At 47.0% G+C, this 26,185-nt stretch carries 27 protein-coding genes; 24 read left to right on the top strand and 3 right to left on the bottom strand.

Annotated features, from left to right (window positions below; all coding sequences use genetic code 11):
- Positions 1 to 24: 24 nt before the first annotated feature.
- Together NKT06_RS10870 and NKT06_RS10875 are read right to left on the bottom strand one after the other, a co-directional pair.
- Positions 25 to 1,257 (bottom strand): nucleotidyltransferase, encoded by a 1,233-nt coding sequence (locus NKT06_RS10870; protein ID WP_253433680.1) that lies wholly within the window; start codon positions 1,255 to 1,257, stop codon positions 25 to 27.
- Between the two features lie 168 nt (positions 1,258 to 1,425).
- Entirely contained in the window at positions 1,426 to 2,151 is a 726-nt protein-coding gene (locus NKT06_RS10875; RefSeq protein WP_253433683.1) for an FAD-binding oxidoreductase, read from the bottom strand.
- Between the two features lie 539 nt (positions 2,152 to 2,690).
- Between NKT06_RS10875 and NKT06_RS10880 the strand changes: the two genes are divergently transcribed.
- The 21 genes from NKT06_RS10880 to NKT06_RS10980 all read left to right on the top strand — a co-directional run bounded on the left by NKT06_RS10880 (position 2,691) and on the right by NKT06_RS10980 (position 22,481).
- Positions 2,691 to 3,197, top strand: coding sequence for a YceD family protein (locus NKT06_RS10880; protein WP_253433686.1), 507 nt, complete (start codon positions 2,691 to 2,693; stop codon positions 3,195 to 3,197).
- A gap of 65 nt (positions 3,198 to 3,262) precedes the next feature.
- Positions 3,263 to 3,436: a 50S ribosomal protein L32 gene (rpmF, locus tag NKT06_RS10885; RefSeq protein WP_017689233.1), complete on the top strand. Its 174-nt coding sequence runs from the start codon at positions 3,263 to 3,265 to the stop codon at positions 3,434 to 3,436.
- A gap of 373 nt (positions 3,437 to 3,809) precedes the next feature.
- A complete protein-coding gene (gene fapR, locus NKT06_RS10890) occupies positions 3,810 to 4,358 on the top strand; it encodes a transcription factor FapR (RefSeq protein ID WP_253442489.1) in 549 nt (182 codons plus the stop codon).
- Positions 4,355 to 5,350 carry a phosphate acyltransferase PlsX gene (gene plsX / locus NKT06_RS10895; RefSeq protein WP_017689231.1) on the top strand — a complete coding sequence of 332 codons (996 nt, stop codon included), beginning with the start codon at positions 4,355 to 4,357 and terminating at the stop codon, positions 5,348 to 5,350. The genes fapR and plsX overlap by 4 nt, the downstream gene beginning before the upstream one ends.
- A gap of 8 nt (positions 5,351 to 5,358) precedes the next feature.
- Positions 5,359 to 6,348 carry a beta-ketoacyl-ACP synthase III gene (locus NKT06_RS10900; protein WP_253433689.1) on the top strand — a complete coding sequence of 330 codons (990 nt, stop codon included), beginning with the start codon at positions 5,359 to 5,361 and terminating at the stop codon, positions 6,346 to 6,348.
- A gap of 25 nt (positions 6,349 to 6,373) precedes the next feature.
- Entirely contained in the window at positions 6,374 to 7,306 is a 933-nt protein-coding gene (fabD, locus tag NKT06_RS10905; protein WP_253433692.1) for an ACP S-malonyltransferase, read from the top strand.
- A gap of 37 nt (positions 7,307 to 7,343) precedes the next feature.
- Complete coding sequence (gene fabG, locus NKT06_RS10910; RefSeq protein WP_017689228.1) at positions 7,344 to 8,093, top strand: 3-oxoacyl-[acyl-carrier-protein] reductase; 750 nt, start codon at positions 7,344 to 7,346, stop codon at positions 8,091 to 8,093.
- A 152-nt stretch (positions 8,094 to 8,245) separates the two neighbouring features.
- Positions 8,246 to 8,479, top strand: coding sequence for an acyl carrier protein (gene acpP / locus NKT06_RS10915; protein ID WP_024630176.1), 234 nt, complete (start codon positions 8,246 to 8,248; stop codon positions 8,477 to 8,479).
- Positions 8,480 to 8,655: 176 nt separating this feature from the next.
- Complete coding sequence (fabF, locus tag NKT06_RS10920) at positions 8,656 to 9,894, top strand: beta-ketoacyl-ACP synthase II (protein WP_062833763.1); 1,239 nt, start codon at positions 8,656 to 8,658, stop codon at positions 9,892 to 9,894.
- A gap of 13 nt (positions 9,895 to 9,907) precedes the next feature.
- Complete coding sequence (gene rnc / locus NKT06_RS10925) at positions 9,908 to 10,612, top strand: ribonuclease III (RefSeq protein ID WP_091031948.1); 705 nt, start codon at positions 9,908 to 9,910, stop codon at positions 10,610 to 10,612.
- A gap of 179 nt (positions 10,613 to 10,791) precedes the next feature.
- A complete protein-coding gene (gene smc / locus NKT06_RS10930) occupies positions 10,792 to 14,361 on the top strand; it encodes a chromosome segregation protein SMC (RefSeq protein ID WP_253433695.1) in 3,570 nt (1,189 codons plus the stop codon).
- Positions 14,362 to 14,466: 105 nt separating this feature from the next.
- Positions 14,467 to 15,480, top strand: a complete 1,014-nt coding sequence (ftsY, locus tag NKT06_RS10935) for a signal recognition particle-docking protein FtsY (protein ID WP_253433698.1) — start codon at positions 14,467 to 14,469, stop codon at positions 15,478 to 15,480.
- Between the two features lie 145 nt (positions 15,481 to 15,625).
- On the top strand, positions 15,626 to 16,273 hold the full coding sequence (gene trhA, locus NKT06_RS10940; protein WP_253433701.1) for a PAQR family membrane homeostasis protein TrhA: 648 nt from the start codon (positions 15,626 to 15,628) through the stop codon (positions 16,271 to 16,273).
- A 262-nt stretch (positions 16,274 to 16,535) separates the two neighbouring features.
- Positions 16,536 to 16,886 carry a YlxM family DNA-binding protein gene (gene ylxM, locus NKT06_RS10945; protein WP_017689221.1) on the top strand — a complete coding sequence of 117 codons (351 nt, stop codon included), beginning with the start codon at positions 16,536 to 16,538 and terminating at the stop codon, positions 16,884 to 16,886.
- 69 nt (positions 16,887 to 16,955) lie between these two features.
- Positions 16,956 to 18,332 carry a signal recognition particle protein gene (gene ffh, locus NKT06_RS10950; RefSeq protein WP_253433704.1) on the top strand — a complete coding sequence of 459 codons (1,377 nt, stop codon included), beginning with the start codon at positions 16,956 to 16,958 and terminating at the stop codon, positions 18,330 to 18,332.
- Positions 18,333 to 18,385: 53 nt separating this feature from the next.
- Positions 18,386 to 18,658, top strand: a complete 273-nt coding sequence (rpsP, locus tag NKT06_RS10955; RefSeq protein ID WP_017689219.1) for a 30S ribosomal protein S16 — start codon at positions 18,386 to 18,388, stop codon at positions 18,656 to 18,658.
- Positions 18,659 to 18,681: 23 nt separating this feature from the next.
- Positions 18,682 to 18,912 carry a KH domain-containing protein gene (locus NKT06_RS10960; RefSeq protein WP_024630185.1) on the top strand — a complete coding sequence of 77 codons (231 nt, stop codon included), beginning with the start codon at positions 18,682 to 18,684 and terminating at the stop codon, positions 18,910 to 18,912.
- Positions 18,913 to 19,242: 330 nt separating this feature from the next.
- Complete coding sequence (gene rimM / locus NKT06_RS10965) at positions 19,243 to 19,755, top strand: ribosome maturation factor RimM (RefSeq protein WP_215075467.1); 513 nt, start codon at positions 19,243 to 19,245, stop codon at positions 19,753 to 19,755.
- A gap of 1 nt (position 19,756) precedes the next feature.
- The gene (trmD, locus tag NKT06_RS10970) at positions 19,757 to 20,524 is read left to right on the top strand and encodes a tRNA (guanosine(37)-N1)-methyltransferase TrmD (RefSeq protein WP_253433707.1); all 768 of its coding nucleotides are present in this window, start codon (positions 19,757 to 19,759) and stop codon (positions 20,522 to 20,524) included.
- A gap of 184 nt (positions 20,525 to 20,708) precedes the next feature.
- Positions 20,709 to 21,083: a VOC family protein gene (locus NKT06_RS10975; RefSeq protein WP_253433710.1), complete on the top strand. Its 375-nt coding sequence runs from the start codon at positions 20,709 to 20,711 to the stop codon at positions 21,081 to 21,083.
- 150 nt (positions 21,084 to 21,233) lie between these two features.
- Positions 21,234 to 22,481, top strand: a complete 1,248-nt coding sequence (locus NKT06_RS10980; RefSeq protein ID WP_253433713.1) for a hypothetical protein — start codon at positions 21,234 to 21,236, stop codon at positions 22,479 to 22,481.
- A 3-nt stretch (positions 22,482 to 22,484) separates the two neighbouring features.
- Here the strand turns inward: NKT06_RS10980 and NKT06_RS10985 are convergent, their stop codons facing one another.
- Complete coding sequence (locus NKT06_RS10985; protein ID WP_253433716.1) at positions 22,485 to 23,450, bottom strand: polysaccharide deacetylase family protein; 966 nt, start codon at positions 23,448 to 23,450, stop codon at positions 22,485 to 22,487.
- 353 nt (positions 23,451 to 23,803) lie between these two features.
- Here NKT06_RS10985 and rplS point away from each other — a divergent pair, with 353 nt between their 5' ends.
- The 3 genes from rplS to ylqF all read left to right on the top strand — a co-directional run bounded on the left by rplS (position 23,804) and on the right by ylqF (position 26,017).
- A complete protein-coding gene (rplS, locus tag NKT06_RS10990) occupies positions 23,804 to 24,145 on the top strand; it encodes a 50S ribosomal protein L19 (protein WP_024630190.1) in 342 nt (113 codons plus the stop codon).
- A gap of 357 nt (positions 24,146 to 24,502) precedes the next feature.
- Complete coding sequence (lepB, locus tag NKT06_RS10995; protein ID WP_253433720.1) at positions 24,503 to 25,123, top strand: signal peptidase I; 621 nt, start codon at positions 24,503 to 24,505, stop codon at positions 25,121 to 25,123.
- Between the two features lie 30 nt (positions 25,124 to 25,153).
- Entirely contained in the window at positions 25,154 to 26,017 is an 864-nt protein-coding gene (gene ylqF, locus NKT06_RS11000; protein WP_253433723.1) for a ribosome biogenesis GTPase YlqF, read from the top strand.
- Positions 26,018 to 26,185 lie beyond the last annotated feature (168 nt).

A 26,185-nucleotide genomic window follows, 5' to 3' on the forward strand; every position in this document is an offset into this window, starting at 1 on the left:
AGAATACGTATGGTCAGAAGTCGATTACACTCTCACAGGTGACTCATAGTAGTCACTGAACATCCTGCGTGTGTCCCTATGCTCGCAAGCGATCCCATACGCAACCTGGGCTTGGATATCCAGTTCCAGTTGATTGTGCGTGAACGTTGAAGGTTTCAGCACAACGGGCAACGATGCAGTCTTCTTCATTTGTTTAAGCAGGTTCTGCCCTTGAGTATTGAATCCGAGGACTCGGAGATATCCGGGGCCGGCAGCCAATTGCTCTGGTGAACACTCGGCTTTGGTGTGATTCAGGAGCAGGTGGGCGAGCATACGCTGGAGCTTTGTGCGTGTGTATCGTTTGGTCTTCAGTGCATTCAGGAGTGCTTCGACTGAAGGCTCCGGGAGCTGAGCAAGTGTACGGCTCAGCCGATGTTCCAAGCCTTCCGTGACTTCGGCGATGCGTTCCAGCTCGGTGGCACGGCGTGTGGCCGCGAGGTGAAACAGCGGCTGTGCAAAGCGCTCCCAGTGCATAGGAGCGCGGTTTTCCTGCCATTCGCGATGCAGAATGGCAAGAGTGGCCGCCGGCACGTATGGTACGGCGGCGCTGGGCCCGTCCGCCATCAGCAGGCGGCGGACGGCTGTGGCACTGGCGATCGCCCCCGGCCCGGGCGTCGCCTCATGATACGCGGCACCGGTACGCGCCGCCGTAAAGGGCTGGATCGCGCTGCCAAGTCGTTGCAGCGCGATCAGGTAGTGCAGCCCAAGCGAATTGTTGGGCTGCTCCAGCAGTGCAGCGGCGTCGTGAACATCGACGCCGCCGGGCGCCAGTGCCGCCGCCGCGCCTGCGTACGCGGCGGGGTAGCTGGCGCCTTCCCGCAGGCGGCGCGCGATGTCCTCGCGCATCCCTGCGGGCTCCACAGCCAGCACGCGCGCAATGCGCTGCAGGCTGTCCAGGTCGCCGGACTCGCTGCCAAAGCAGAGCGAGTCCACAATGCCGGTGCGGTCCAGCAAGGACACCGCACCGAAGGCAAACCACTCCGCCGGTTGCACAGCATAAGCCACCGGCAGTTCAAGCACGAGATCCGCACCTGCGTGCAGCGCCATCTCGGTGCGAGCCCTTTTACCCACGATGGCGGGTTCGCCACGCTGGAGAAAAGGGCCGCTCATGACCGCAACAACGGCGTCTGCGCCGCTTAGCCGCCGAGCTTCCTGCAAATGATAGACATGCCCATTGTGCAAGGGGTTATATTCAACAATGACGCCTACGGCTCTCATGATTAGACGTACTCCTTTCAATTGCATAACCGAGTATGTATAACATCCATTCCATCATAGGGGATGTCATGTATTAGATCAAATCATGCACCCATTCAGACAAGAAAAGCACAAATCCGACATCAACGGATGTCAGACTGTGCCTGCAAATTTATTGTATATTACACATTACACTGAACGCATGAACGAAACGGGTCCGCACAGATAATAGGTGGCATCCAGTTCATCAATCACTTGGCGAAGCCAGACTGCATCCATATAACCTTCCTTATGAAAAAACTCATTTTCACGATCAGAAGCAGAAGGTTGAGTGTAACAATAATAAGCGTTAACGCCCTGATAACGTTCGGCCAGACTGTTCACATGATCACGGAACGCGTGAGATTGACCATTCGGACTTGCATGCAAAAATGTGATTTTGCGGTTTTTGTCCAAGTGAACCAGTGTATTTAACATGCTGATCATGGGGGTTAGACCGATACCACCACTCAAGAGAACAACAGGACTTTTATCGTCGCTATCCAGCGTGAATTCGCCAGCAGGAGCGGATAGTTCCATTTGACTACCTTCTTCAATGTGATCGTGGAGATACGTGGATATGACTCCATCAGGACGTCTTAATCCACCCAGCTCACGTTTAACGGAAATGCGATAGCAGGGTTTACCCGGTATATCTGAAAGGCTATACTGACGAATCTGGGTAAATGACTGTGCCTCTGGTTTGATTTTGATACTGATGTATTGTCCCGGTTCATAACTGGCGACAGGCTGACCATCATCGGGGACGAGGTAAAAGGATGTGATGACTTCACTTTCCTGCACTTTCTGGGCAACCTTGAAGGTACGAAATCCTTCCCAGCGGATGAGCGGTGAACATCGTTTGATAGAAATCACGTGTGATCGCTTCGCCGTGGACTTCAAGAACGGGGACTGTAGATTTAATGACTCTAATAGTGTGTTCACTTAACATACATTTTCCCTCCCGATATGATATGCGATAGTTGGATAATGAACCGGTTATGAAGCTGATTGTGCTTCGTTTTATAGCAAGTATAGGTAGGGGGCAAGAAGGTCTGTGTGATATAGATCACACTAAACGTTAACGAAATGCGACCGGTGTTTGCAAGAAACTACAACTAAAATGACGACTTGTAGTTTATCTCGAAGTGAGTCTATAATAGACCAGATGGAGTAAACGGCTGTGTGGTCCATGTTTTTAAAAAGGGTGTAAAGTTAAAAGTGTTGACAAACGTCTTGAAAAATCGGTATAATGATTTTTGTTTGTTAAGTCAATTTCATAATACTTTTAACGATGAAACGTCAGAATACATACAGTCAGGATTTATTGCTTTACAAAAGCAGGCTTGACCTGTATAACTGTCGTGATACGTTTGACATGAATTATGAAATTGGTTTCGTTTGGAGTGATGGAAATGTTAATGCCATTTCGCAAAGTGGCTACCAGTGATGGCCCCCTGAAGTTTAACGAACAGTGGGATATCAAGGAACTGGTTTCTAACCGACAAGATATCACAGCCGTTACCCCCCTGACTGCGGATTTATCTGCAGAATTCAGAGAAGGTGACGTTGTGGATGTTCATGGCAAGCTGACCGTAGGAGTGGACATGTTGTGCTCCCGTTGTCTTAAGCCGATCAATGAACATTTTCATATTGATTTTCATGAGCAATTCAAGCAGGGAAAACAGCCAGAGGAATTACACGAAGACGACGATACGCTCTATGTGGATGGGGATAGCGTTGATCTGAAAGGTTATGCCGAGGAAGCTTTTCTGCTGGATCTTCCGTTTATACCGCTATGTAGCGATACATGCAAAGGGTTATGCCCCAAGTGTGGCCATGAGCTGAACGAAGGTGACTGCGGTTGTGATAACCAGGTTATCGATCCGCGGCTTGCAGGGCTCAAGGATTTTTTTAAATGAGCATGATTGAAAATCGAACGTAACAACTACCTGCAAAGGTTGATTTTGATAAGGAGGTGGGAATAATGGCAGTACCTCAACGGAGAACGTCCAAGACGCGTCGCGACAAACGTCGCACTCACTTTAAATTGGCTGTACCGGGCATGGTGAAATGTGAACAATGTGGCGAACTTAAACTTAGTCACCACGTGTGCAAAGTGTGCGGAACGTACAAAGCAAGAGAGATCATCTCTCAATAATAGTTGGACATTAAGTAGCACTTCATTTCGATGAGGTGCTACTTTTTTTGGATTAGAGAGTGTAGGTAGAGTGAGTTAACAAGCCATGAAATTCCTGCTCCATAAGGGTGAATTGTTTTTGTTAGGCCAGCCTTTCTTTTTGACACGGGATGAGATATACTATAGTTTAGTACCAGGTTCTAAGATTTGACGTTACATATAGATGAACCATAATCCGTTTGAGAACGACCCTGGTGACCAGGGATGCAACTATAGAAGCAACACGAAAGAATGGTTGAACTGGCCGGATGGGACGGTTCCGTAAACGATACAGCGGGGGGTGTCAGGCATCGAACGTGTACCGAAGAGACAGAGGCAACAGCAGTTAACCAAAATGATAGAAGAGAACCCGTTTGTGACGGATCAGGAACTTACGCGCCAATTGAAGGTGAGTATTCAGACGATTCGTCTTGACAGACTGGAACTTGGAATACCCGAACTTCGGGAGCGGATGAAACTGATGGCAGAGCGCTCGTATGACCAGGTACGCTCGTTGCCCCTGCATGAGATTATCGGTGATATTGTGGATTTACAGCTGGACAAGAGCGGGATTTCCCTGTTTGAGATTAAGGAAGAACATGTGTTTTCAAGAACAGGGATTGCACGTGGGCACTATGTCTTTGCACAGGCCAACTCCTTGGCTGTAGCCATTATTAATGACGAGATCGCGCTGACTGCATCTGCAGACATTCGCTTTGTCCGTTCGGTTCATTTGGGAGAGAAATGTATTGCGAAGGCTTATGTGAGATCGATTCCAGGTCAAACGGGCAAAGCCAAAGTGGAAGTATTCACTTATGTAGGTGAAGAAATGGTGTTTCAAGGCAACTTTGTAATCTACCATTCAGGTGGAGAAGACAGCGGAGAAGGAGGTCATTTGGAATGAAAATCGTCATTGATGCCATGGGAGGCGACAATGCACCTGCATCAACGGTAGAAGGTGCGATCGCCGCAGCCACGGAATGGGCGGACACACAGATCGTCCTGATCGGCGATGAAGCCAAGCTGGAGCCTCTTTTGAGTCAGTCAGGTGTGAGACCTGCCAATCTTACGGTCCGGCATGCTTCCGAAGTTATTGGTTCGGATGATGAACCCGTAAAAGCAGTACGTCGCAAGAAGGATGCTTCCATGGTGGTTGCAGGCCGCATGCTGAAAGAGGGCGAAGCGGACGCGATGATCTCGGCAGGCAATACCGGAGCGCTGATGACAGCGGGTTTGCTTGTTGTAGGTCGGATGGAAGGAATTGAACGTCCGGCGCTTGCGCCCATGATTCCGACGATTGATGATGTAGGTGTGCTTGCACTGGATCTCGGAGCGAATATGGATGCCAAACCGGAGCATCTTGCGCAATATGGCCTGATGGGCAGTTTGTATCGGCAAAAAGTACAGGGCATAGAGTCCCCGCGAGTGGGATTGCTCAATGTAGGAACAGAGCCAGGCAAGGGAAATGAGTTAACCAAACATGCATACCCTTTACTGGAACAACTCCCCATTCGTTTTGTTGGTAATGTGGAGGCACGTGATGTGCTGACTGGTGCTTGTGATGTGCTTGTATGTGACGGTTTTGCAGGAAATATACTGCTGAAGTCGCTGGAGGGCACAGCAGGTGCCATTTTCGCCTTGCTTAAGGAACAATTCTCATCTTCTCTCAAAAGTAAACTGGCTGCAGCTGTATTGATGCCTGAGTTGCGTGGGCTTAAACGGAAGCTGGATTATACGGAGCATGGCGGAGCGCCGCTCCTCGGTTTGAGCAGACTGGTTGTAAAAAGTCATGGATCTGCTGATGGCAATGCCATCAAAAATGCTGTGCGCCAAGCTCGGATTGCAGTGCAGAATCAGCTGGTAGAGAGCATATCTAAGGAAATTAGCGGGAAGTGAGTGACGACATGAATAATTTGCGCCCAGTAGGGGTTATTGGTACAGGGAAATATGTGCCTGAGAAAATTTTGACGAATAGCGATCTGGAGAAAATGGTCGATACCAATGACGAGTGGATCGTCAGTCGTACAGGAATCAAAGAGCGTCACATCGCTGCACCCGATCAGGCAACATCTGATCTGGCATATGAAGCGGCTCTGAAAGCCCTTGAATCTGCTGGCATGACAGGTAGTGATCTTGATCTGATTATTGTTGCAACCATTACCCCGGATTCTTCGTTCCCATCAACAGCTTGCATCTTGCAGGACAAATTGGGTGCAAAAGGTGCGGCGGCATTTGATCTGTCGGCTGCTTGTTCCGGATTTGTATACGGTTTGGCAAGTGCTACGAGCTTCATCCAAAGCGGTATGTACAACAATGCACTTGTTATTGGTGCGGACTGCTTGTCTCGTATTACGGATTATACAGACCGTAACACATGTGTCCTCTTTGGTGATGGAGCAGGCGCGGTAGTCGTTGGTGAAGTTCCGGAAGGTCGCGGATTCAAAGCATTCGATCTCGGCGCCGAAGGTGCTGGCGGTAGTCTTCTTCAGATGGAAGGCGGCGGTTCCCGTCTGCCTGCTTCCGCAGAGACCGTTGAAAATAAAAAGCATTACATCTACATGAACGGTCGAGAAGTGTTCAAGTTTGCAGTACGTGTCATGGGTACGGCTACCATTGAGGTATTACGCAAGGCTGGTATGGAGCGTACGGATGTGGATCTGTTTGTTCCGCACCAAGCGAATATTCGGATTATCCAATCTGCGATGCAACGACTTGAACTTCCTGAAGAGAAGGTTGTAGTCAACGTGGATAAGTATGCAAACACATCGGCTGCTTCCATTCCGCTTGCTCTCGTAGAAGCGGCAGAGGAAGGTCGCATGAAAGCCGGAGATACCGTCCTGATGGTTGGATTCGGTGGCGGTTTGACATGGGGAGCATCGGTACTCGTTTGGTAAAATAGACATCTGGGAGATGAATGAGATGGGTAAAATAGCATTTGTATTTCCCGGACAGGGATCACAGGCTGTAGGCATGTCTAAGGACGCGTATGAGTCCGTGCCTGCGGCAACCGAGATTTTTCGCACAGCAGATGAAACATTGGGTTTCTCGCTGAGCAACCTTGTATTTGAAGGACCGGAGACCGAGTTGAAACAGACATCAAATACACAACCGGCTCTGTTGACAGCAAGTATTGCCTTGCTTGAAGCTTTCAAAGAAAAAGGAATTCAGCCTGACTATACGGCTGGACACAGCCTTGGAGAATACAGTGCACTGGTGGCAGCGGGCGTTCTTTCGTTTGCTGACGCAGTGAGCACTGTACGGGCACGTGGTCAGTATATGGAACAGGCAGTACCTGGTGGACAAGGAGCGATGGCTGCTGTGCTGGGTGCGGATCGGGAAGCGCTGGGGGTGCTTTGCCGTGACGTATCTGAAAGTGGTCATGCGGTTGAACTTGCCAACTTGAATTGTCCGGGACAAATCGTCATTTCTGGTGTGAAGGAAGGCGTAGCTGCTGTCGCGGAACGAGTGAAAGAAGCGGGCGGCAAACGCGCCATTGCACTTGAAGTAAGTGGTCCGTTCCACTCTTCATTGATGAAGGGCGCGGCTGAGAAGCTGGAAGAGAAACTGAAAACCGTTACGTTCTCACCGGCAGCGGTCCCTGTAGTCGCTAATGTGACTGCAAGACCTGCAGAGGATGGACAGTTTCAGGATTTGTTAACGGCTCAGGTCTATTCTCCTGTATTATGGGAAGACAGTGTGACATGGCTTATTGAGCAGGGTGTGGATACGTTCATCGAGATTGGATCTGGCAGTGTGTTGACCGGTTTGATTAAAAAAACAGATAAAACCGTTAAACTGTACAATGTGAACAGTCTTGAAACGCTCGAAGCAACGGCAAGTGCGTTGAAGTGATTAGCATGGATTAGATTTGGGGAAAGGAGGAATGATTATGTCTAAACCATTAGAGGGTAAAAATGCACTCGTTACCGGGGCATCCCGGGGCATTGGGCGCAGTATTGCACTGGCACTGGCAGAAGCTGGAGCGAACGTAGCCGTGAATTATGCGGGTAGCCAAGCGGCAGCTGAGGAAGTGGCGGAAGCAATTCGTGCCAAAGGGGTTAAGGCGATTACACTTCAAGCCAATGTGGGCCTGATGGATGAAGCTGAACAAATGGTCAAAGCTACACTCGAAGCTTGGGGCAACGTTGATATTCTGGTGAATAATGCTGGTATTACCCGTGATAATCTGATCATGCGTATGAAAGAGGAAGAATTCGATCAGGTTATTGAAACCAATCTCAAAGGTGTGTTTAACTGCCTTAAGGCGGTTACACGTCCAATGATGAAACAACGGTCGGGAAGAATTATCAATATCTCCTCGGTTGTTGGTGTGCTCGGTAATGCTGGACAAGCGAACTATGTTGCTGCCAAAGCAGGAGTTATTGGCCTGACGAAGGCATCTGCTCGTGAACTGGCTTCTCGTGGAATCACAGTCAACTGTGTTGCACCAGGTTTCATTGAGACGGATATGACAAAAGAGTTGTCCCAAGAGCTGGTGGACGGTATGCTAAGTGGTATTCCATTGTCCCGTTTGGGTCAGCCGGATGAAATCGCCGGTGTAGTCACTTTCCTGGCTTCACAGGCTTCATCTTATATGACAGGGCAGACGCTGCATGTCGATGGTGGCATGTACATGTAATTCTTCCCGGACTTGAACAATAGTCGGGGAACAGGCGCTGGACGATCCGAAATGCCGGAAAAAGGCCGGGTTCCCCGGCCGGGAGCCGCATATGTCTTCTATGGCATTTTGCCTGCGATTCTCGTATAATACCAAAGAAGGAGGTGAACCGGATGTCCGATGTATTGGAGCGTGTAAAACGCATCGTCGTCGACCGCTTGGGCGCAGACGAAGCTGAAGTTACACTTGAAGCATCTTTCAAAGAAGATTTGGGTGCTGATTCTTTGGATGTAGTGGAATTGGTCATGGAATTGGAAGATGAATTTGATTTGGAAATCTCTGATGAAGATGCAGAAAAAATCACGACCGTAGGTGAAGTTGTAAACTACATACAATCTCATACCTAAAGTCATTTTAGTCCCGCACATGTTTTCGAACAGGCGGGACTTCTCATCATTCATTGGTTTTTCTCATTCCGCAAGCAACTCTACTCAAGCAGGTCTATCTTGGTTGAATAGATGTCTGTTTGCGGATATTCCCACAAAATACTTGCGTAATGCAGTCGATATAGAGGTGACTCGGTTTGAAACAAAGAGTAGTAATTACCGGAATGGGCGTAATGACATCGCTCGGAAAAGATTTGGAAACGTTCTGGGGCAGTTTAATGGCAGGAAAGTCCGGAATCTCTCAGATTGAGGCGTTTGATGTTAGTGAATACACGACACAGATTGCAGCTGAGATCAAGGATTTCAACCCGGAAGAATATATGGATCGCAAGGATGCTCGCAAAATGGACCGTTTTGTACAGTTCGCTGTGGCAGCCGGCTTCAAAGCCGTTGAAGACAGTGGTCTGAAAATTAACGAGAATATTGATGCAGAGCGTTTCGGTGTATCCATCGGATCAGGTATTGGTGGATTGGGTACGTGGGAGGACCAACATAATGCATTGTTGCAAAAAGGTCCAAAACGGGTAAGCCCATTCTTCATTCCCATGATGATCTCCAACATGGCTTCAGGCCAAATGTCCATCTCTCTTGGTGCCAAAGGTCCTAACATTAACGTGGTTACCGCTTGTGCAACAGGTACACACTCTATCGGAGATTCCTTCAAGCTGATTGCCAATGGTGATGCAGATGCCATGATCTGTGGTGGTGCGGAAGCAACAATCAGACCAACAGGTCTTGCAGGGTTCTGTGCTATGCGCGCAATGTCTACACGTAATGATGATCCTGCGAAGTCAAGCCGTCCTTTTGATACAGAACGTGATGGTTTTGTTATGGGCGAAGGCGCTGGTGTTCTGATTTTGGAATCCCTGGAGCATGCTCAAAAACGTGGTGCACGCATTTATGGTGAAGTGATCGGTTACGGTCTGACAGGTGATGCACATCACATGACAGAACCAGATCCGGACGGAGCAGCACGTTGCATGAAGATGGCACTTCGTAATGCGGGTATTGAGCCTGAAGAAGTGGATTACATTAATGCACACGGAACTTCGACTCCTGTAGGCGACAGATCCGAAACGCTTGCGATCAAAAAGGCGTTTGGTGATCATGCGTACAAGCTCGCAGTGAGTTCCACTAAATCCATGACGGGCCACATGCTTGGCGCTGCTGGTGGTGTAGAAGCGGTTATCTGTGGATTGTCACTGACACATCAGACACTGGCACCAACGATCAACCTGGAAAATCAGGACCCGGAATGTGATCTGGATTATGTTCCAAATGTTCCACGTCAAACCAAAGTTAATATTGCCATGTCCAATTCATTTGGATTCGGCGGTCACAATGCCACCATTATTCTCAAAAAATTTGAAGCATAAGGGGCTAGTTCGTTTGAGTGAAGATCTGAAGCAGTTACAACATAAACTTCAAATCAAATTTGACAACAGGCAGCTTTTAAAACAAGCGTTTACCCATGCTTCTTATGTAAACGAACACCGGTTCAGTCAGCATCAGGACAACGAGCGTCTGGAGTTTCTAGGCGATGCCGTGCTGGAACTGACTGTATCGGAATACTTGTATCATTTGTATCCTAACCGTCCGGAAGGCGAATTAACTAAGCTGCGGGCATCCATTGTCTGTGAGCCTTCCCTCGTCAAATTTGCTGAAGCGTTGGGTTTTGGGCAGTATGTACTTCTTGGTAAAGGTGAGGAACTAACGGGAGGACGGACACGGCCGGCTCTGCTGGCGGATGTGTTTGAATCTTTCATTGGTGCATTGTATCTGGATCAGGGGCTTGCGCCTGTCCGGGCATTTCTCGACCAGCATGTCTTTCCATTAATCGTGTTGGGCAGCAAGCTGCAAATGAGTGATTACAAAACGGAACTGCAGGAACTTACTCAGCATCACAATATGGGAGCTTTGGAATACCGTATCGTTGAGGAACGGGGACCTGCCCATGAACGTGAGTTTGTCTCGGAGGTCCATATGGGTCAAGAACGGCTTGGCAGAGGTACAGGGCGTTCCAAAAAGGAAGCGGAACAACAGGCTGCATCTGCAGCACTTGATCGACTGAAGCTTCCGGAAGCCGGAGCTTAACCGATAGCGCATAGACAAACGAAGAGCAAAGAGCAGCCCGCGGGTCCGCCCCGGCGGAAGTAATCGGCCGGACTGCTTTTTGCTCTTTTTTTTGTAAAGAGGTTCAGAGAAGGTTACCTGATACTTAGGCGCTGGAGTGTAATACTTGAAATTTGCAAGAGGAGGTGACGAGAAACCCTATGTTTTTAAAACGGATTGAATTGGGTGGATTCAAGTCATTCGCCGACAAAACGGAGATGGAATTCGTTCGTGGCATTACCGCTGTTGTAGGTCCGAACGGAAGTGGCAAGAGTAATATATCGGACGGAATCCGTTGGGTTCTGGGGGAACAAAGTGCCAAGTCGCTGCGTGGTGGCAAGATGGAAGATATCATCTTTGCAGGTAGTGACGCACGGAAGGCCGTTAATTTCGGCGAAGTGTCGCTCACGCTCGATAACGAGGATCACGCACTAGCATTGGATTTTGGTGAAGTGACGGTGACTCGTCGTGTACATCGCAGCGGAGATAGTGAATACTTTATTAATAAGCAATCTTGTCGCTTGAAGGATATTACGGAGTTATTTATGGATACTGGCATTGGTAAGGAAGCCTACTCGATTATTGGACAGGGACGAATTGAAGAGATTCTGAGTACCCGTTCAGAGGATCGCAGGGGCATCTTTGAAGAGGCTTCAGGTATCGTTAAATATAAATCCCGCAAGCGGGATGCTACGCGCAAACTGGATGAGACAGAGCAGAATTTGCTGCGTATTCATGATCTCGTGACCGAACTGGAAGATCAGATTGGTCCCTTAAAAGAACAATCGGAGAAAGCGATCCACTATAAAGAACTTCGTTCTCAGCTCAAATCAAAGGAAATTTCCATGTATGTGTACCAGATCGAACAGATTCATGCATCCTGGAGTAAGGCCAACGAAAGATTGCAATCGCTAAAACAGGAAGAGGTTGGACTGGCGGCGATTGTCTCTACGCATGATGCCAAGCTGGAAAATGATCGGAATGCGCTGCGTATCCTGGAAACAGAGACAGAGCAACTGCAATCCGCCTTATTGCAATTCAGTGAAGCGACGGAGAAAAGTGAAGGTCTTGGAGAACTGCTCAAGGAGCGCTCGCACCATCTGCAAACGAACCAAGAGCAGCTCAAAGTAACGCTTGCCGCCAGTGAAGAGAGACATCGCGAACGGGAAACCGAGCTGATTGCATTGCGTGAGAAGTTTGGCAAACTTGAGCATGAACTGAATGATGTGAGAAATCAGTTGTCGCAGGAAGAGGCCAAACTCATCGGTGTAACAGGCGGCATTAGCCAGCAGCAAGAGGAAAGCCTCAAAGGCAACTTGCTGGAACTGATGAATCAGATGGCTCAGACACGAAATGAAATTCGTTATGTGGATCAGCAGAAAGAAACGCTGGAGCGCAGAATGAATCGCGCGGCTGAGGAATCTGGCAAATGGGAAGAACAGAAAGAGACACTGGAAAGTCGCAAAGCGGATATTGAGAAAAAAGTTGTTCGTTTGGGCAAAGAAATCAGTGATCTACGTGGTGGCTATATTACGGAAAGTGAACGACTCCAGTCGCTGCAGAAGCTGCTCGAAGAAAGTCGGGGCACGGTCCGTAAATGGGAACAGAAGCGTGAAGCTCAAGTCTCCCGCCGCGATACGATGAAAGAGATGCAGGATGATTTTGACGGATTCATGCTGGGTGTCAAGGAGGTCCTCAAGGCTTCACGTAAAGGCACGCTAAGCGGTGTGCATGGAGCTGTGGCTGAACTCGTTAAAGTTCCCGAGAAGATTGAACTTGCGGTAGAGACAGCAATGGGAGCATCCTTGCAGCATGTGGTCATGGAAAATGAATCAGTTTCCAGACAGGCGATTGCTTTCCTGAAGCAGCGCCAGTTGGGGCGTGCAACATTCCTGCCTCTGGATGTCATTCGTCCTCGCGCCATTGGAGCGGCTGAGCGTTCCATGATCGAAGGTATGGAAGGCTTCGTGGGGATCGGTGCTGATCTTGTACAATTTGAATCCAAGTACGCTTCGATCATTGGCAGTCTGTTGGGTAATGTTATTATTGCCGAAACGCTGGAGGTCGCCAATAAAATTGCGGCTCGCTGTCAGTATCGTTTCCGGGTTGTGACACTCGAAGGTGATGTGGTCAATGCGGGTGGTTCCATGACAGGTGGTAGCCAGCACAAGAAAAATGTTAGTCTGCTCAGCCGGAAACGGCAGCTGGACCAGCTTGATCAGGATATTTTGGATACCGAAAATCAGATCGTGAAACTGCATCGCAGTGTGGATGATGTAAAAGTTCAACTGGAGCAGTGTCAGGACAAACTGGATGAACTTCGTCAGTCCGGTGACGATACCCGAAATGCGGAACAGCAGGCTTCGATGGAAATGAAGCAGGTAGAGCATGAGCTTCGCCACGTGCTTGAACAGGTTGCCGTTGCCGGGCAGGAGAAGAGCGGGTTCACCGAAGAGATCAAAGAGTTGGATACGGCTCGCATCGTCGCTGTGAAGAAGCTGGAGCAGCTTGAAGAGGAAGAAAAAGCGACTCATCGTGCTATTCATGCAGCTGAGTTTGCTCGGAAAGCCAATGAATCCGCGAAGGAAGAATTGCAGAGCCAACTCACCGAATTGAAAGTACGCGAAGGCAAGCTCGATCAGGAGCGATTCTCCAATGGGGAACAATTGCGACGTCTGGAGCGGGAAGTGGAGTCACTGGTCAAAGATCTTCGTCAGAATCGCACCTTGTTAGCTTCGATGGAAGCGGATCTCAAGAAAACACAGACCGAGAGTGTTAAGCAGATTGAGGATCTGAACCAGTACAAGCTGAAAAAAGCGGAAGCTTCCCAAGAGCTGGACTTTAAACGTGCTGCCCGAAGTGAGTTGTCGAAAAAGCTTGAGCTTGCCGAGAGCGAAACGAAGGAACAGCGCACGCAGTTGAAAGCTGTGGAAGAGCAGATGCGACAGACCGAAATTTCCGTGAACCGGTTGGATGTTGAGCTGGAAAATATACTGCGAAAGCTGACGGACGAATACGAACTGGGCTATGAACTGGCCAAAGAGCGTTATCCGGTGCCGGAAGATGTAGAGCATACACAGGCAGAGGTACAGAAGCTGAAGCGCAGTATATCCGCCCTGGGTGATGTTAACCTGGGAGCGATTGAAGAGTTCCAGCGGGTCAATGAGCGATACGAGTTCCTGAGTGAACAGAAGAATGACCTGGTGGAAGCCAAAACAACGTTGTATCAGGTTATTCGGGAAATGGAAGACGAGATGGCGAAGCGATTCAAGATCACATTTGATGCAATCCGCCGTGAGTTCGGTACCGTGTTTACCAAGCTGTTTGGCGGGGGACGTGCTGATCTTGTTCTGATGGACCCGGAGCGTTTGCTTGAAACGGGAATAGATATTGTGGCTCAGCCACCAGGCAAGAAACTGCAAAACCTGCAACTGTTATCCGGTGGGGAGCGGGCTTTGACGGCAATGGCTTTGTTATTTGCCATTCTACACGTCAAACCTGTACCATTCTGTGTGCTGGATGAAGTAGAGGCAGCGCTGGATGAAGCTAACGTGGTACGTTTTGCACAGTACTTGCGTGAATTCTCCGAACAGACACAGTTCATCGTTGTTACCCATCGTAAAGGTACGATGGAAGAGGCTGATGTGCTGTATGGAGTTACGATGGAAGAGGGCGGAGTATCCAAGCTCGTTTCGGTTAAACTGGAAGATGAGGAAGCGGTCATTGCCTGATCGATCCAAGGCTGTGGGACCTATGAACTCATTATCATTATTAAAATTCATTTAGATTGAGCATTATTGCATAGCGCTAGATTATGTACACGATGGAGGGGCTTTATGAGTTTTTTTAAAAAGCTGAGAGACAGCATTGCAAACAAAACGGAGTCGGTTACCAAACAGTTCAAGGATGGATTGGAAAAGACACGTAAAGGGCTAGTGGAGAAAGTGTCGGATCTCGTGATCCGCCGCAAAAAAATCGATGAAGAGTTCTATGAAGAACTGGAAGAGATTTTGATTGGAGCAGACGTTGGCGTGAATACGGTCATGAATCTGATCGAAGACCTGCGCGTTGAGGTGAAAAAACGCAAAATTGAAGATGCGGCTGAGTTACAGCCTGTATTGTCCGAGAAACTGACGGATCTTCTTCGTGGCGAACAGAATAACGAGCTGAAAATGAATCCAGATGGCATTACTGTCATTTTGTTTGTTGGTGTTAACGGTGTTGGTAAAACAACGACAATTGGCAAGCTGGCGCATCGATTTAAACAGCAAGGTAAAAAAGTCATCATGGCCGCTGGAGATACGTTCCGTGCCGGAGCCATCGAACAGCTGGAAGTATGGGGACAACGTGCCGGTGTCGATGTTATCAAACAGCAATCCGGTTCTGATCCAGCAGCGGTTATGTATGATGCGGTGCAGGCAGCAAAACAACGGGGTGCCGATGTTCTCCTCTGTGATACAGCAGGTCGTCTGCAAAACAAATCTAACCTGATGGACGAGCTTAACAAGATCTATCGTGTCATCCAACGTGAAATTCCGGATGCTCCGCATGAAGTGTTGATGGTTCTGGATGCGACCACAGGTCAGAATGCCTTGAACCAAGCCAAGCTCTTCGGAGAGAAAAGCGGCGTAACCGGCCTCGTTCTGACGAAGCTGGATGGAACAGCCAAAGGGGGGATCGTTGTTGCGATTCGTCAGGAGCTGGACTTGCCAGTGAAGCTTGTGGGTCTGGGTGAGAAGATCGATGATCTGCAACAATTTGATTCAGAGCAGTTCGTGCATGCCTTGTTCGCCGGATTGATCCAGGAGCAGCCAGCTGAAAGTGCTGAAGAAGAGGAAACGAACTCCTAGAACCATTGTTAATTAGGATAAATGAATAGCGTTAAGCGTAATTGCCAGTGATAGACGTGATAAGTGTCACGTGTAATGTCACTGGCAATACGTGTATAATGGGAATAAAGCAGGCAATGCTAAAGGGCTAGAAAGGACGGTTGAAATGGCCAATACTCATACCTATTCTCGCCGTGAAGAAGTCGCCAATGCGGTGACACATGGAATCGGCGCTGCACTTAGTGTAGCTGCACTGGTGATATTGATTGTATTTTCAAGTATAAAAGGCACGGCTTGGCATGTGGTCAGTTTCACGATCTACGGGATCACCATGCTGCTGCTCTATACGAGTTCTACTCTCGTGCATGCATGGAAAGATGGCAAAGTGAAAGATTTATTTGAGATTTTCGACCATTCTTCCATTTATTTGTTTATTGCGGGATCGTACACTCCGCTGTTGTTTATTGCTGTTCGCGGTACACTTGGATGGACCCTGTTCGGTATAATCTGGGGAATCGCATTATTCGGCGTGATCTTTAAGGCGTTTTTTACGAAAAGATTTCTATTCATGTCCACGATTTTTTATGTTGCGATGGGCTGGCTCATCGTAATTGCCTGGCAACCGCTTATGGCTGCCATACCTACTGGCGGAATTGTGCTGCTGGTTGCTGGAGGCCTGATGTATACACTGGGTACACTATTTTATGTGTGGCGCGGATTTCCTTACCACCATGCGATATGGCATCTCTTTGTGCTGGCAGGCAGTATTCTTCATTTCTTTATGGTGCTGTTGTACCTTACACCACTTCGCTAGAACGCCATAAACGGATGCATCTCCACGGACTGAGACGCGTTCGTTTTTCTTTTACATAGAGGTGATTTCTTACAGGTAAAGATAGGATCTGCTTGTTGTGAAATAAGGTATATATCACCCGTTAAACATCGAAATAACATATCATCAAAGCTGTTTTTATTGTGACAAGTATTTTTGCTTGACAACCTGATTTGTTTTAGGTATTATTAGGAACGTTGCAAGAGTGTAAAGTGTTTTTCCTTGACGAAGGGAGTGCCCCGATGTGAGTCAAGAAAACCGGCTTGAGAAGACAAACCGGATTAACTTGCTGTTTGCCTTTTATGAATTGTTACTTACCGAGAAACAGCAGACTTTTCTAAAGTATTACTTTCATGACGATTTTTCACTTGGTGAAATTGCAGCCGAGTTTGAGATCAGCCGCCAGGCGGTATACGAGCATATCAAGCGTGCCGAACAAGTGCTGGAGAATTACGAAAGCAAGCTGGGCTTGTTGGAAAAGCATGAACGGCGTAATCGCAATCTTGAAGATTTGCAAAATGCATTGGAACGCGCAGGCGTCTCCATTGATAACAACAAACAAATACACGATATCGTTGCTCAGCTCAGCGAATGAGAAGATTATAACGGCTCAGTGGAACTTATCGGTCTTAAAAACAGTAATAAAGCTTAAGGAGGTGGGATCATGGCATTTGAAGGATTAACGACCCGATTACAGAATGTGTTCAGCAAGCTGCGCGGCAAAGGCAAGGTGTCTGATGAAGATGTAGCCGAGGCTATGCGCGAGGTACGTCTGGCATTGCTCGAAGCGGATGTAAACTTCAAAGTGGTCAAGGAATTCATCGCCAAGGTGAAAGAGAAGGCTGTTGGCAAAGAAGTGATGGAGAGCTTCACGCCAGGAATGGTCATCATCGACATCGTTAACAAGGAACTAACGGATTTGATGGGTGGAAGCCAGGCCAAACTGGCTAAAGCGAACAAACCGCCTACGGTGCTGATGATGGTTGGTTTGCAGGGTGCTGGTAAAACAACCACATCGGGTAAACTGGCTAAAATGCTGCAAAAGCAAAACAGCAGACCATTGCTTGTTGCAGGAGATATTTATCGTCCGGCAGCGATCAAACAGTTGCAAGTACTTGGAGAGCAGATCAAAGCGCCGGTATTCACACTCGGAGATCAGACAAGCCCTGTGGAGATCGCACGTCAAGGTCTTCAACATGCCAAAGATAACGGTAATGACTATGTTATTATCGATACAGCTGGACGTCTGCATGTTGATGAAGAGCTGATGGAAGAACTTCGCCAGATTCACAGCGTAGTGAATCCGGATGAAGTACTGCTTGTGGTGGACAGCATGACAGGTCAGGATGCGGTTAACGTAGCAGAACACTTTAACCAGCAGCTTAATCTGACCGGGGTTGTCCTGACTAAGCTGGATGGCGATACTCGTGGTGGTGCTGCACTTTCTGTCAAAGCCGTTACGGGTTGTCCAATCAAGTTTGCTTCCCTTGGAGAGAAACTTGATGCTTTGGAGCCGTTCCACCCGGAACGTATGGCTTCACGGATTCTCGGTATGGGAGATATGTTATCTCTGATTGAGAAAGCACAATTAAACATTGATACCGATAAAGCCAAGGAAATGGAACGGAAGATGCGTAATGCAGAATTCACGTTTGAAGATTTCCTGGAGCAGATGGATCAAGTGAAAAAGCTGGGACCAATCGATCAGATCATGGATATGATCCCCGGCATGGGCAAGATGAAACAAGCCAAGGACCTGAAAGTTGATGATAAACAGATGGGCCGGATCGAAGCGATCGTTTACTCAATGACGACCGAGGAGAAACGCAACCCAGACTTGATCAACCATAGCCGTCGGAAGCGTATTGCTACCGGAAGCGGAACATCTCTGGCTGAAGTAAATCGTCTGATCAAGCAGTTTGATGAGATGCGCCGCATGATGAAACAGTTCTCGGATATGATGGGACCTAAAGGCGGTAAAAACAAAGCGATGAAGCAGCTTAAAGGTATGGGCAAAGGAATGAAGTTTCCTTTCCGTTGATTTAAGCGAAGCTGGATCATATACAGATTTCATTGAAGGAGGTGAATTTTCAAATGGCAGTTCGTATTCGTCTGAAACGTATGGGTGCTCACAAAGCTCCTTTCTACCGCGTAGTGGTATCGGATTCCCGTTCCCCACGTGACGGTCGTTTTATCGAGGAGATCGGTTACTACAACCCGGTTGAACAACCGGCTGTTGTTAAGATCGATGAAGATAAAGCATTGGCATGGCTTCAAAACGGTGCACAAGCATCTGACACTGTCCGCAACTTGCTTAGCAAAGCGGGCGTGATGAAGAAGTTCCACGAGTCTAAATTATCTAAATAAAGTGCTGATTCGGAGGGTCATCTATGGAAGAATTAGTAAGCATAATTGCTAAGGCTTTAGTCGATCATCCGGAAGATGTGGCGGTTCGGACGGTTGAGAAAGACCGGCTTGTCGTTTATGAGTTAACCGTTCATCCTGACGATGTCGGGAAGGTAATTGGTAAACAGGGGCGAATCGCGAAATCACTTCGTACGGTCGTCACATCAGCAGCAGTTAAGATGGATAAACGGGTTACCGTTGATATCATATCTTAAAGATATACGAAAGGGGGTTAGGATGCATGTCCTAGCCCCTTTTCGTGCATGCTGAAACTTAAATAATATAATTGAAATAGCTCGTTAAGTATGATTATTTGCGGAAGTAGTGAAGGGTACGGAATCGATTCTGAAGAAGCGTCAGCGTTCGCCTTAAAGCTTTCTGAAAGAAAGCTACATCGGAAGCATATGCTATCACCGGATTTTCACCTTTAAAAATAATTAAAAAAATTAGGGGATAACAGCGATCCGAAGAACGATCCGTAACCGGAACGGTCGCATGGAGATCATCAAATATGAGTACCATATGAATGGATTGTAGGAGGAAATATGGCAGAGTTTATGAATGTAGGTAAAATCGTTAATACACATGGAATTCGCGGTGAGGTGAGAATCATGCCTTTAACCGATTTCCCGGAAGTGCGTTTTGCGAAAAATGCAGAGTTGTTTTTCTTTACACCAGATAATCATCCAGTCATGGTTAACGTGGAATCTGCACGTTTGCATAAAAATATGTATATTCTTCGTCTGAAAGAGTACGGCAATATTAATGAAGTAGAGAAGTTTAAAGGTGGCATGGCCAAAGTGTTAAAAGAGAACCTGGCTGAGTTGGAGGAAGGCGAATATTACTTCCATCAAATCGTTGGGTGTTCTGTCATCACCGAAGAGGGTGAAACGCTCGGAACAATCTCTGAAATCCTGACTCCTGGTGCCAATGATGTATGGGTTGTCAAAACTCCGGCAGGCAAAGAAGTACTGATTCCCGTTATTGATGATGTCGTGCTTGATGTGGACATCGAACAGAAGCAAGTGAAGATTCATCTGATGGAAGGGCTGCTGTAACATGAAAGTGGATGTATTAACGCTATTCCCGGAGATGTTTGATGGAGTGTTCGGGGCAAGCATTCTGGGCAAAGCTCAAACGAAGGGGCTGGTATCCCTCGGTGCAACCAACTTCCGTAATTATGCGACCAATAAACATAATACAGTAGATGATGCTCCTTACGGCGGTGGTGGGGGGATGGTACTAAAACCAGATCCAATCTTTGCTGCTGTAGAAGATGTTCTGGAGCAACGCGGAGAAGCTGCCGCAACGATGAAACCTCCACGTATCATTCTAATGTGTCCGCAAGGTGAGACGTTTACACAAAAAAAAGCAGAAGAACTTGTGCAGGAAGATCATCTGATTTTTATATGTGGACATTATGAAGGTTACGATGAACGAATCCGCGAATTTCTCGTAACGGATGAACTATCCATTGGTGATTACGTACTCACGGGTGGGGAGCTACCTGCTATGGTTGCGATTGACAGCATCGTACGCCTAATTCCCGGTGTGCTTGGCAATGAGACAAGTGCCGTAACGGATTCATTCAGTACTGGACTTCTCGAATATCCACACTACACACGTCCACCCGAGTTTAGGGGCATGAAAGTACCGGATATGCTGTTGTCGGGACATCATCTGAACATTGAGGCGTGGCGCAGGGAACAGTCGTTGCTTCGTACGCTGGAGCGCAGACCGGAGATGTTGGAAACGGCAGACTTGACGGAGAAAGAACGAATTTGGCTAAAAAAGATACGCTTAGACCGTAAACATAGCACAGAGTAAATATACGTTTCGTATCTATAAACACGTTAATATTATTTTTTAGAGTTCATAAAGCCGACCTTGATCCCAAAGGTTGGCTTTTTTGTGTATTGAAAAGAAGCTGGATTTTCATTGGAATATTCTATAAAATGGAAGTGTATATTGAAACTGAGTTTCATTAAGTGAAACTAAAGGTGGTGTATGAATGACTTATAGTATTATTGGTCTTGATCATATTCAGCTCGCAGCACCGGAAGGTTGTGAAGTGAAAGCACGTCATTTTTATAATACCGTGTTGGGCTGGACGGAGATTCCTAAACCCGAAATCCTAAGAAAACGGGGTGGTGTATGGTTCGAGTGTGGCAGACATCAAGTGCATATTGGAATACAAAAAGATTTCGTTCCAGCTACAAAAGCTCATCCGGCATTTCATGTACAGCATTTGGATCAGCTGCGTGAACATCTGATTCATAATCATATTCATATTGTCGATGACGGAGCAAGGGTAGAGGAGGGTGTAAGGCGTTTCTATATAAATGACCCTTTTGGCAATCGTCTTGAGTTCTTGGAATGGGTTTAAATCATTCGTTTATAAAATCGTTTATGGTTGATGTGGACAATTTTGCAGCTTTGAACTTTTTTGCATAAGTACTAAACAGGGTTGTAAAAAACAGGAATTTTATTTATGGTGAACTCAGCTGGAACTGAATAACAACTGAGGGGGAAGGTTATGAATCATCAACCTTATGAAATCGCCAGAATAGATATTAGCCAAGCCGGAGAACGCTGCAAAATGCTTTTGGGAGATCTGAATGGAGACGGCAGACTTGAAATGTTGCTGGTACAGGCAGATGGAGGAATAGACGATCGGTACGTCCCGCATCAGGTATGCTGTTTGACTGCGTTTGATCTGGAAGGAACATTACTATGGCAGGTGGGAACTCCTGATCCCGATGCAGGTGGTCCGGGCTCAGACTATCCTGCTCAGATCGCAGATTGGGATGGGGATGGAAATAATGAAGTATTGTGTGTCATGGACAAACAATTTCTCGTGTTGGATGGCCGGACCGGAGAGATCAAAGAAACACGTGATCTGCCAAGTGATGAAGCGCATGACTGCATTATTCTTGCCAATCTGACTGGTAACCAGCAAAAAATGGACATCATACTGAAAGACCGCTATAAGACGTTATGGGCACTCGACCATGATTTTAATTTGTTATGGAAGCATGAGGGGAATCCGGGACATTTTCCGTGGGTGTTTGATATTGATGGCGACGGCAAGGATGAAGTGATGGCCGGATATGACATGCTGGACCATGATGGGACGATATTATGGTCTTGTCAGAACTTGGATGATCATGCCGACTGTATATGGTTTGGAGACGTTGACGGTGATGGGGAAGTTGAGGTTGTTATCGGTGGTAGTGTCACGGTCATGATGGACCGCTATGGTAATGAGAAGTGGCGTTATGAAGATTCGATTGAATCACAGCATATTGCGTTGGGCCATTTTATTGCTGAAATGGAAGGTTTACAGATTGCAGGTCTGGACCGGATTGTCCGGGGCGATGAGCATGGTAAGGATGGGATGTTTATGCTGAATAACGCTGGGCAAGAAATATGGAAAGAAAATCGCACGACTCGTGGCTGGTTAACTATTATAGAGCCTGTATGTAACTGGGATGAGAGTGGTCTCGATTATATTTTGGCGTATCGCCGAGGTGGGGGAGTGTTGCCTTCTTTGGTAGATGGAAACATGAAAACGATTACCGAGTTCCCAAAAGAGGGATATGCGGTACATGCAGATCTGGTTCAGACCGGACAGGAACAGATCATCATCTATGACGATCAGGAAGCGGTGATTTACGCCAATTCTCCAATGACATTATCATGGGTGGATGCAAAAAGAGCCAAGCCACAGCCCAAAAGGCTGTATAACTCGACTCTGTATCCGGGCGGTGAAGTTAAAGTGTAGGCTTTACTGGTCATTCTCCGATGCGGGTAATTCGTTCTGCGGACTGGATTTGGGTTGAAGCAAGGTCGCCAAATCAGTACCTGTCGTGACCGTCAAACGAGGCAGCTTCATGGGAGGGTCTCCTGGATGAACAAATCCGGAGCGTACGGTAAAGGCCATACGGTATCCATGTTGCTGTAACTTGTAAATCATCTGTGTACTGGTATAACCAAAAGGGTACGCCAGATAAGGTGTGTCTATTCCGATTTGCTTCATTTGCTGGATATCATCATCCAGAAGGCTGGTGTCCAGACCGACAGGTACGCTGTTACCACAGCGTATAAATCCTTTGTGATGCAAGTTATAGGTATGACTGTTAAATTCAAATACATCAGTTGCTGCCTGCATCTCTGGCTTGGAGATGAAACTTTTTTTGGCGGGGTCAAACATCGTAGGCTGATCCTGAATCTTGCTGCCAATGACAAACAATGAGGCATGGAAATTATATTTTTGAAGCACAGGGTAAGCTAACGTATAATTGTTCTGGTACCCGTCATCAAAGGTAATCACAATAGATTTTTGTGGCAAGGAAATCTTCCCGCTGACATATTGCTCAAGCTGATCCAGTGTAATCGTACGATAGCCTTCATCGTGCAGGTATTTCATGTTTTGCTCGAAATCCTCCAGATTAATGATGGATTTATTACCTGTCTCGCGATTGTTCAGTTTGGGTTCTATGTAATGATACATCAGTACAGGAACTTCTGTAGCAGCACCTTGTTCGATCTTGAAGGTAGAACGATCCAGCACAGATGGGCTGGAGAAGTCAGTGTGTGACAGCTGGAATGCTTTGCGTTTGACAATGTCCCAGGATGTGCAGGCTTTGTGTGACAGTGCATTCGTTGGATGAGTTACGGCATATGCATATAGTGTAATGGAGCATGTGAGCAAGGCGAGTAGGGCAAGTGTGATCCTTTTCCAATATTTCATGAGTCTTGAGGTTCTCCTTTTAAAGTGGTCAATAAGTTATATCATAGACGATATTTCTACACGGGAAGTTACAGTATTTTTTCCTGTATCAGGTTGACTTGCAGATGAGAGCATGGATTAACGGTCCATATGGGAGAATGTATTTTAGAATGAAGTCAACATGTGATGGATGAGTATCAGCGTTGCTGATGATTGATCAATAGGCATTTTGTTTAATTTCTCTTGTGTTTTGATATGCTGCGTGATACAATAAGTCTGTTATGTGGAATACGGCGGTCCTCTATGGATAATGAAGGAGACAAGGTGATCTCTGGAAGAAGTATGAACGCCTGTACGGAAGGAGGGAGTCATAGATGAATATCGTTCAAGCGATTACACAAGAACAACTTCGTAAGGATATTCCGAGTTTTCGTCCTGGTGACACTTTGAAAGTGCACGTTAAGGTAATCGAGGGAACTCGTGAGCGTATCCAATTGTTCGAAGGTGTTGTGATTAAACGCCGTGGTGGTGGAATCAGTGAGACTTTTACAGTTCGTAAAATTTCTTACGGTGTAGGTGTGGAAAGAGCTTTCCCGCTTCATTCCCCAAAAATCGATAGAATCGAAGTGGCTCGCCGTGGTAAAGTGCGTCGTGCGAAGCTTTATTATCTTCGTGAACTACGCGGTAAAGCAGCGAGAATTAAAGAAATTCGTTAATATAACGGATACCGGGAAGGGCTTGGAGACAAGCCCTTTTCGTTTTTGTCCGGGAAAAGTTGAACCGGAGGTACACTTCCGAGTAAAATGGTATGGCAACACATGCGGGGAATAGTCCGGGAGGCTTGTAAAATCAGTTATTGAAGTGCGTGTTCAAAAGACCGGTTTCAGTACCGACTTTTTGAACAATCTCTTGAAAACATTTGAATTGTGGATTAAATGTATTGTAATGCTTGGTGTAAGATTACATAACTGATGTGAATGTTTTGTATCCGTCCTTTGATTTATTGGAACGATACAGAATGCTGGATGTGTGTACTGCTATAAACATGTACTGTGAAGAGAGGAAGATCTTGAATGGAACAAGAAGTTCAACAGGACCAGGGCAATCCTGCCGAAGAGAAAAACAGTCGATCCAAAAAAGCCAAAAATGAAATTGTTGAATGGCTCAAAGCCATTGTTATTGCATTAGTTCTCGTCATTCTGATTCGGTGGTTGCTCTTCAAACCGTTTGTTGTGGATGGACCGTCCATGCAGCCGAACTTTGAAACGGGTGAACGTGTGATCGTCAACGAAATCTTATATGATATCAGAGAACCGAAGCGCGGTGAAGTTATCGTCTTCCACGTACCATCCGAAGGTCGAGATTTCATTAAACGTGTTATTGCTGTAGAAGGTGATACGGTTGAGGTTCAAGACGATACGGTGATGGTTAACGGCAAAAAGGTTGATGAAACGTATATTCAAGGAGCCATTGATGCAGCTGAAGCCAATGGTGGAACATATAACGTGAAGGATTTCCCTAATGAGCAGTTCCCTGATGGCAAAGTGCCTGCAGGTCATGTGTTTGTCATGGGAGACAACCGTCCAAATAGTACGGACAGCCGTATGATCGGTTATGTTTCGTTAGAAGATATTATTGGTCGTGCAGATGTTATTTTCTGGCCGATTGGTGAGATTAAGTGGATTAACCACTGAGATTGAAGTAAATAATGAGGTGAAGACAAGTTGACGATACAATGGTTTCCAGGTCATATGACTCGAGCCAGACGCCAGATTCAGGATAAGTTAAAGCTCATCGACGTGGTCATCGAACTGTTGGATGCCCGTCTGCCTGTCTCCAGCCGTAATCCGATGATTGACGAAATATTGCTGGACAAACCCCGGATGATTTTGTTGAACAAATCGGATTTGGCAGATGCGAAAGTGACGCAAGAGTGGATTGAATATTTCAAAAAAGAGGGAATTACCGCCTTTCCTGTGGATGCCTCGACAGGCACTAATGTGAAAGACATTCCGGTACAGGCGAAGCTTCTTCTGAAAGAAAAAATTGATCGTCAACTGGCCAAAGGAATTAACCCTCGTGCGGTTCGCGGATTGATTGTGGGTATTCCAAATGTGGGTAAATCAACATTGATTAACCGACTGGCTGGACGGAGTATTGCGTTAACAGGAGATCGTCCTGGTGTGACGAAGGGGCAACAATGGATTAAGGTAGGCAAAGAAATGGAGCTATTGGATACTCCGGGTATTCTTTGGCCCAAGTTTGAAGATCAGAATGTAGGTTATCGTCTTGCCGTAACAGGTGCAATCAAAGAGGAAATTCTGAATGCAGAGGATATTGCCTTTTTTGGAATCAGTTACCTGATGCGTTATTACTGGGACGCTCTGGAAGAGAGATATGGACTTCAGGATTTCTCCAAGGATGCAGATGATTCAGACAGTGTTATTGCGATTATGGAACAAGTCGGCCGTATACGTGGTTGTGTTGTAAGCGGTGGACGTATTGATCTGGAGAAGGCATCGCGAGCATTTCTGCGTGAATTGCGAGCGGGTAAAATGGGACGTTTCTCTATGGAAGCCCCCTACTAAAAAATGGACTCTACACGATGAAGATCATTATCTTTATCTGTTCATTTCATATATCCAAGTGCCGAAAGAAGCGGCCGTTACCGGATTACCGGGAGCGGTCTTTTTTTGTGTATAAAAACGCGGAAATGGAGCTGGACTTACGTTCAAAACGATAAAAATGGAAGAGGA

The sequence above is a fragment of the Paenibacillus sp. 1781tsa1 genome, assembly GCF_024159265.1.
GTDB lineage: Bacteria > Bacillota > Bacilli > Paenibacillales > Paenibacillaceae > Paenibacillus.

Excerpts from the sequence above, each read along its gene's own strand:
- NKT06_RS10870 (WP_253433680.1), bottom strand. The coding sequence starts at position 1,257 with ATGAGAGCCGTAGGCGTCATTGTTGAATATAACCCCTTGCACAATGGG.
- NKT06_RS10880 (WP_253433686.1), top strand. The coding sequence starts at position 2,691 with ATGTTAATGCCATTTCGCAAAGTGGCTACCAGTGATGGCCCCCTGAAG.
- rpmF (WP_017689233.1), top strand. The coding sequence starts at position 3,263 with ATGGCAGTACCTCAACGGAGAACGTCCAAGACGCGTCGCGACAAACGT.
- fapR (WP_253442489.1), top strand. The coding sequence starts at position 3,810 with ATGATAGAAGAGAACCCGTTTGTGACGGATCAGGAACTTACGCGCCAA.
- plsX (WP_017689231.1), top strand. The coding sequence starts at position 4,355 with ATGAAAATCGTCATTGATGCCATGGGAGGCGACAATGCACCTGCATCA.
- NKT06_RS10900 (WP_253433689.1), top strand. The coding sequence starts at position 5,359 with ATGAATAATTTGCGCCCAGTAGGGGTTATTGGTACAGGGAAATATGTG.
- fabD (WP_253433692.1), top strand. The coding sequence starts at position 6,374 with ATGGGTAAAATAGCATTTGTATTTCCCGGACAGGGATCACAGGCTGTA.
- fabG (WP_017689228.1), top strand. The coding sequence starts at position 7,344 with ATGTCTAAACCATTAGAGGGTAAAAATGCACTCGTTACCGGGGCATCC.
- acpP (WP_024630176.1), top strand. The coding sequence starts at position 8,246 with ATGTCCGATGTATTGGAGCGTGTAAAACGCATCGTCGTCGACCGCTTG.
- smc (WP_253433695.1), top strand. The coding sequence starts at position 10,792 with ATGTTTTTAAAACGGATTGAATTGGGTGGATTCAAGTCATTCGCCGAC.
- ftsY (WP_253433698.1), top strand. The coding sequence starts at position 14,467 with ATGAGTTTTTTTAAAAAGCTGAGAGACAGCATTGCAAACAAAACGGAG.
- trhA (WP_253433701.1), top strand. The coding sequence starts at position 15,626 with ATGGCCAATACTCATACCTATTCTCGCCGTGAAGAAGTCGCCAATGCG.
- ffh (WP_253433704.1), top strand. The coding sequence starts at position 16,956 with ATGGCATTTGAAGGATTAACGACCCGATTACAGAATGTGTTCAGCAAG.
- rpsP (WP_017689219.1), top strand. The coding sequence starts at position 18,386 with ATGGCAGTTCGTATTCGTCTGAAACGTATGGGTGCTCACAAAGCTCCT.
- NKT06_RS10960 (WP_024630185.1), top strand. The coding sequence starts at position 18,682 with ATGGAAGAATTAGTAAGCATAATTGCTAAGGCTTTAGTCGATCATCCG.
- rimM (WP_215075467.1), top strand. The coding sequence starts at position 19,243 with ATGGCAGAGTTTATGAATGTAGGTAAAATCGTTAATACACATGGAATT.
- trmD (WP_253433707.1), top strand. The coding sequence starts at position 19,757 with ATGAAAGTGGATGTATTAACGCTATTCCCGGAGATGTTTGATGGAGTG.
- NKT06_RS10975 (WP_253433710.1), top strand. The coding sequence starts at position 20,709 with ATGACTTATAGTATTATTGGTCTTGATCATATTCAGCTCGCAGCACCG.
- NKT06_RS10980 (WP_253433713.1), top strand. The coding sequence starts at position 21,234 with ATGAATCATCAACCTTATGAAATCGCCAGAATAGATATTAGCCAAGCC.
- NKT06_RS10985 (WP_253433716.1), bottom strand. The coding sequence starts at position 23,450 with ATGAAATATTGGAAAAGGATCACACTTGCCCTACTCGCCTTGCTCACA.
- rplS (WP_024630190.1), top strand. The coding sequence starts at position 23,804 with ATGAATATCGTTCAAGCGATTACACAAGAACAACTTCGTAAGGATATT.
- lepB (WP_253433720.1), top strand. The coding sequence starts at position 24,503 with ATGGAACAAGAAGTTCAACAGGACCAGGGCAATCCTGCCGAAGAGAAA.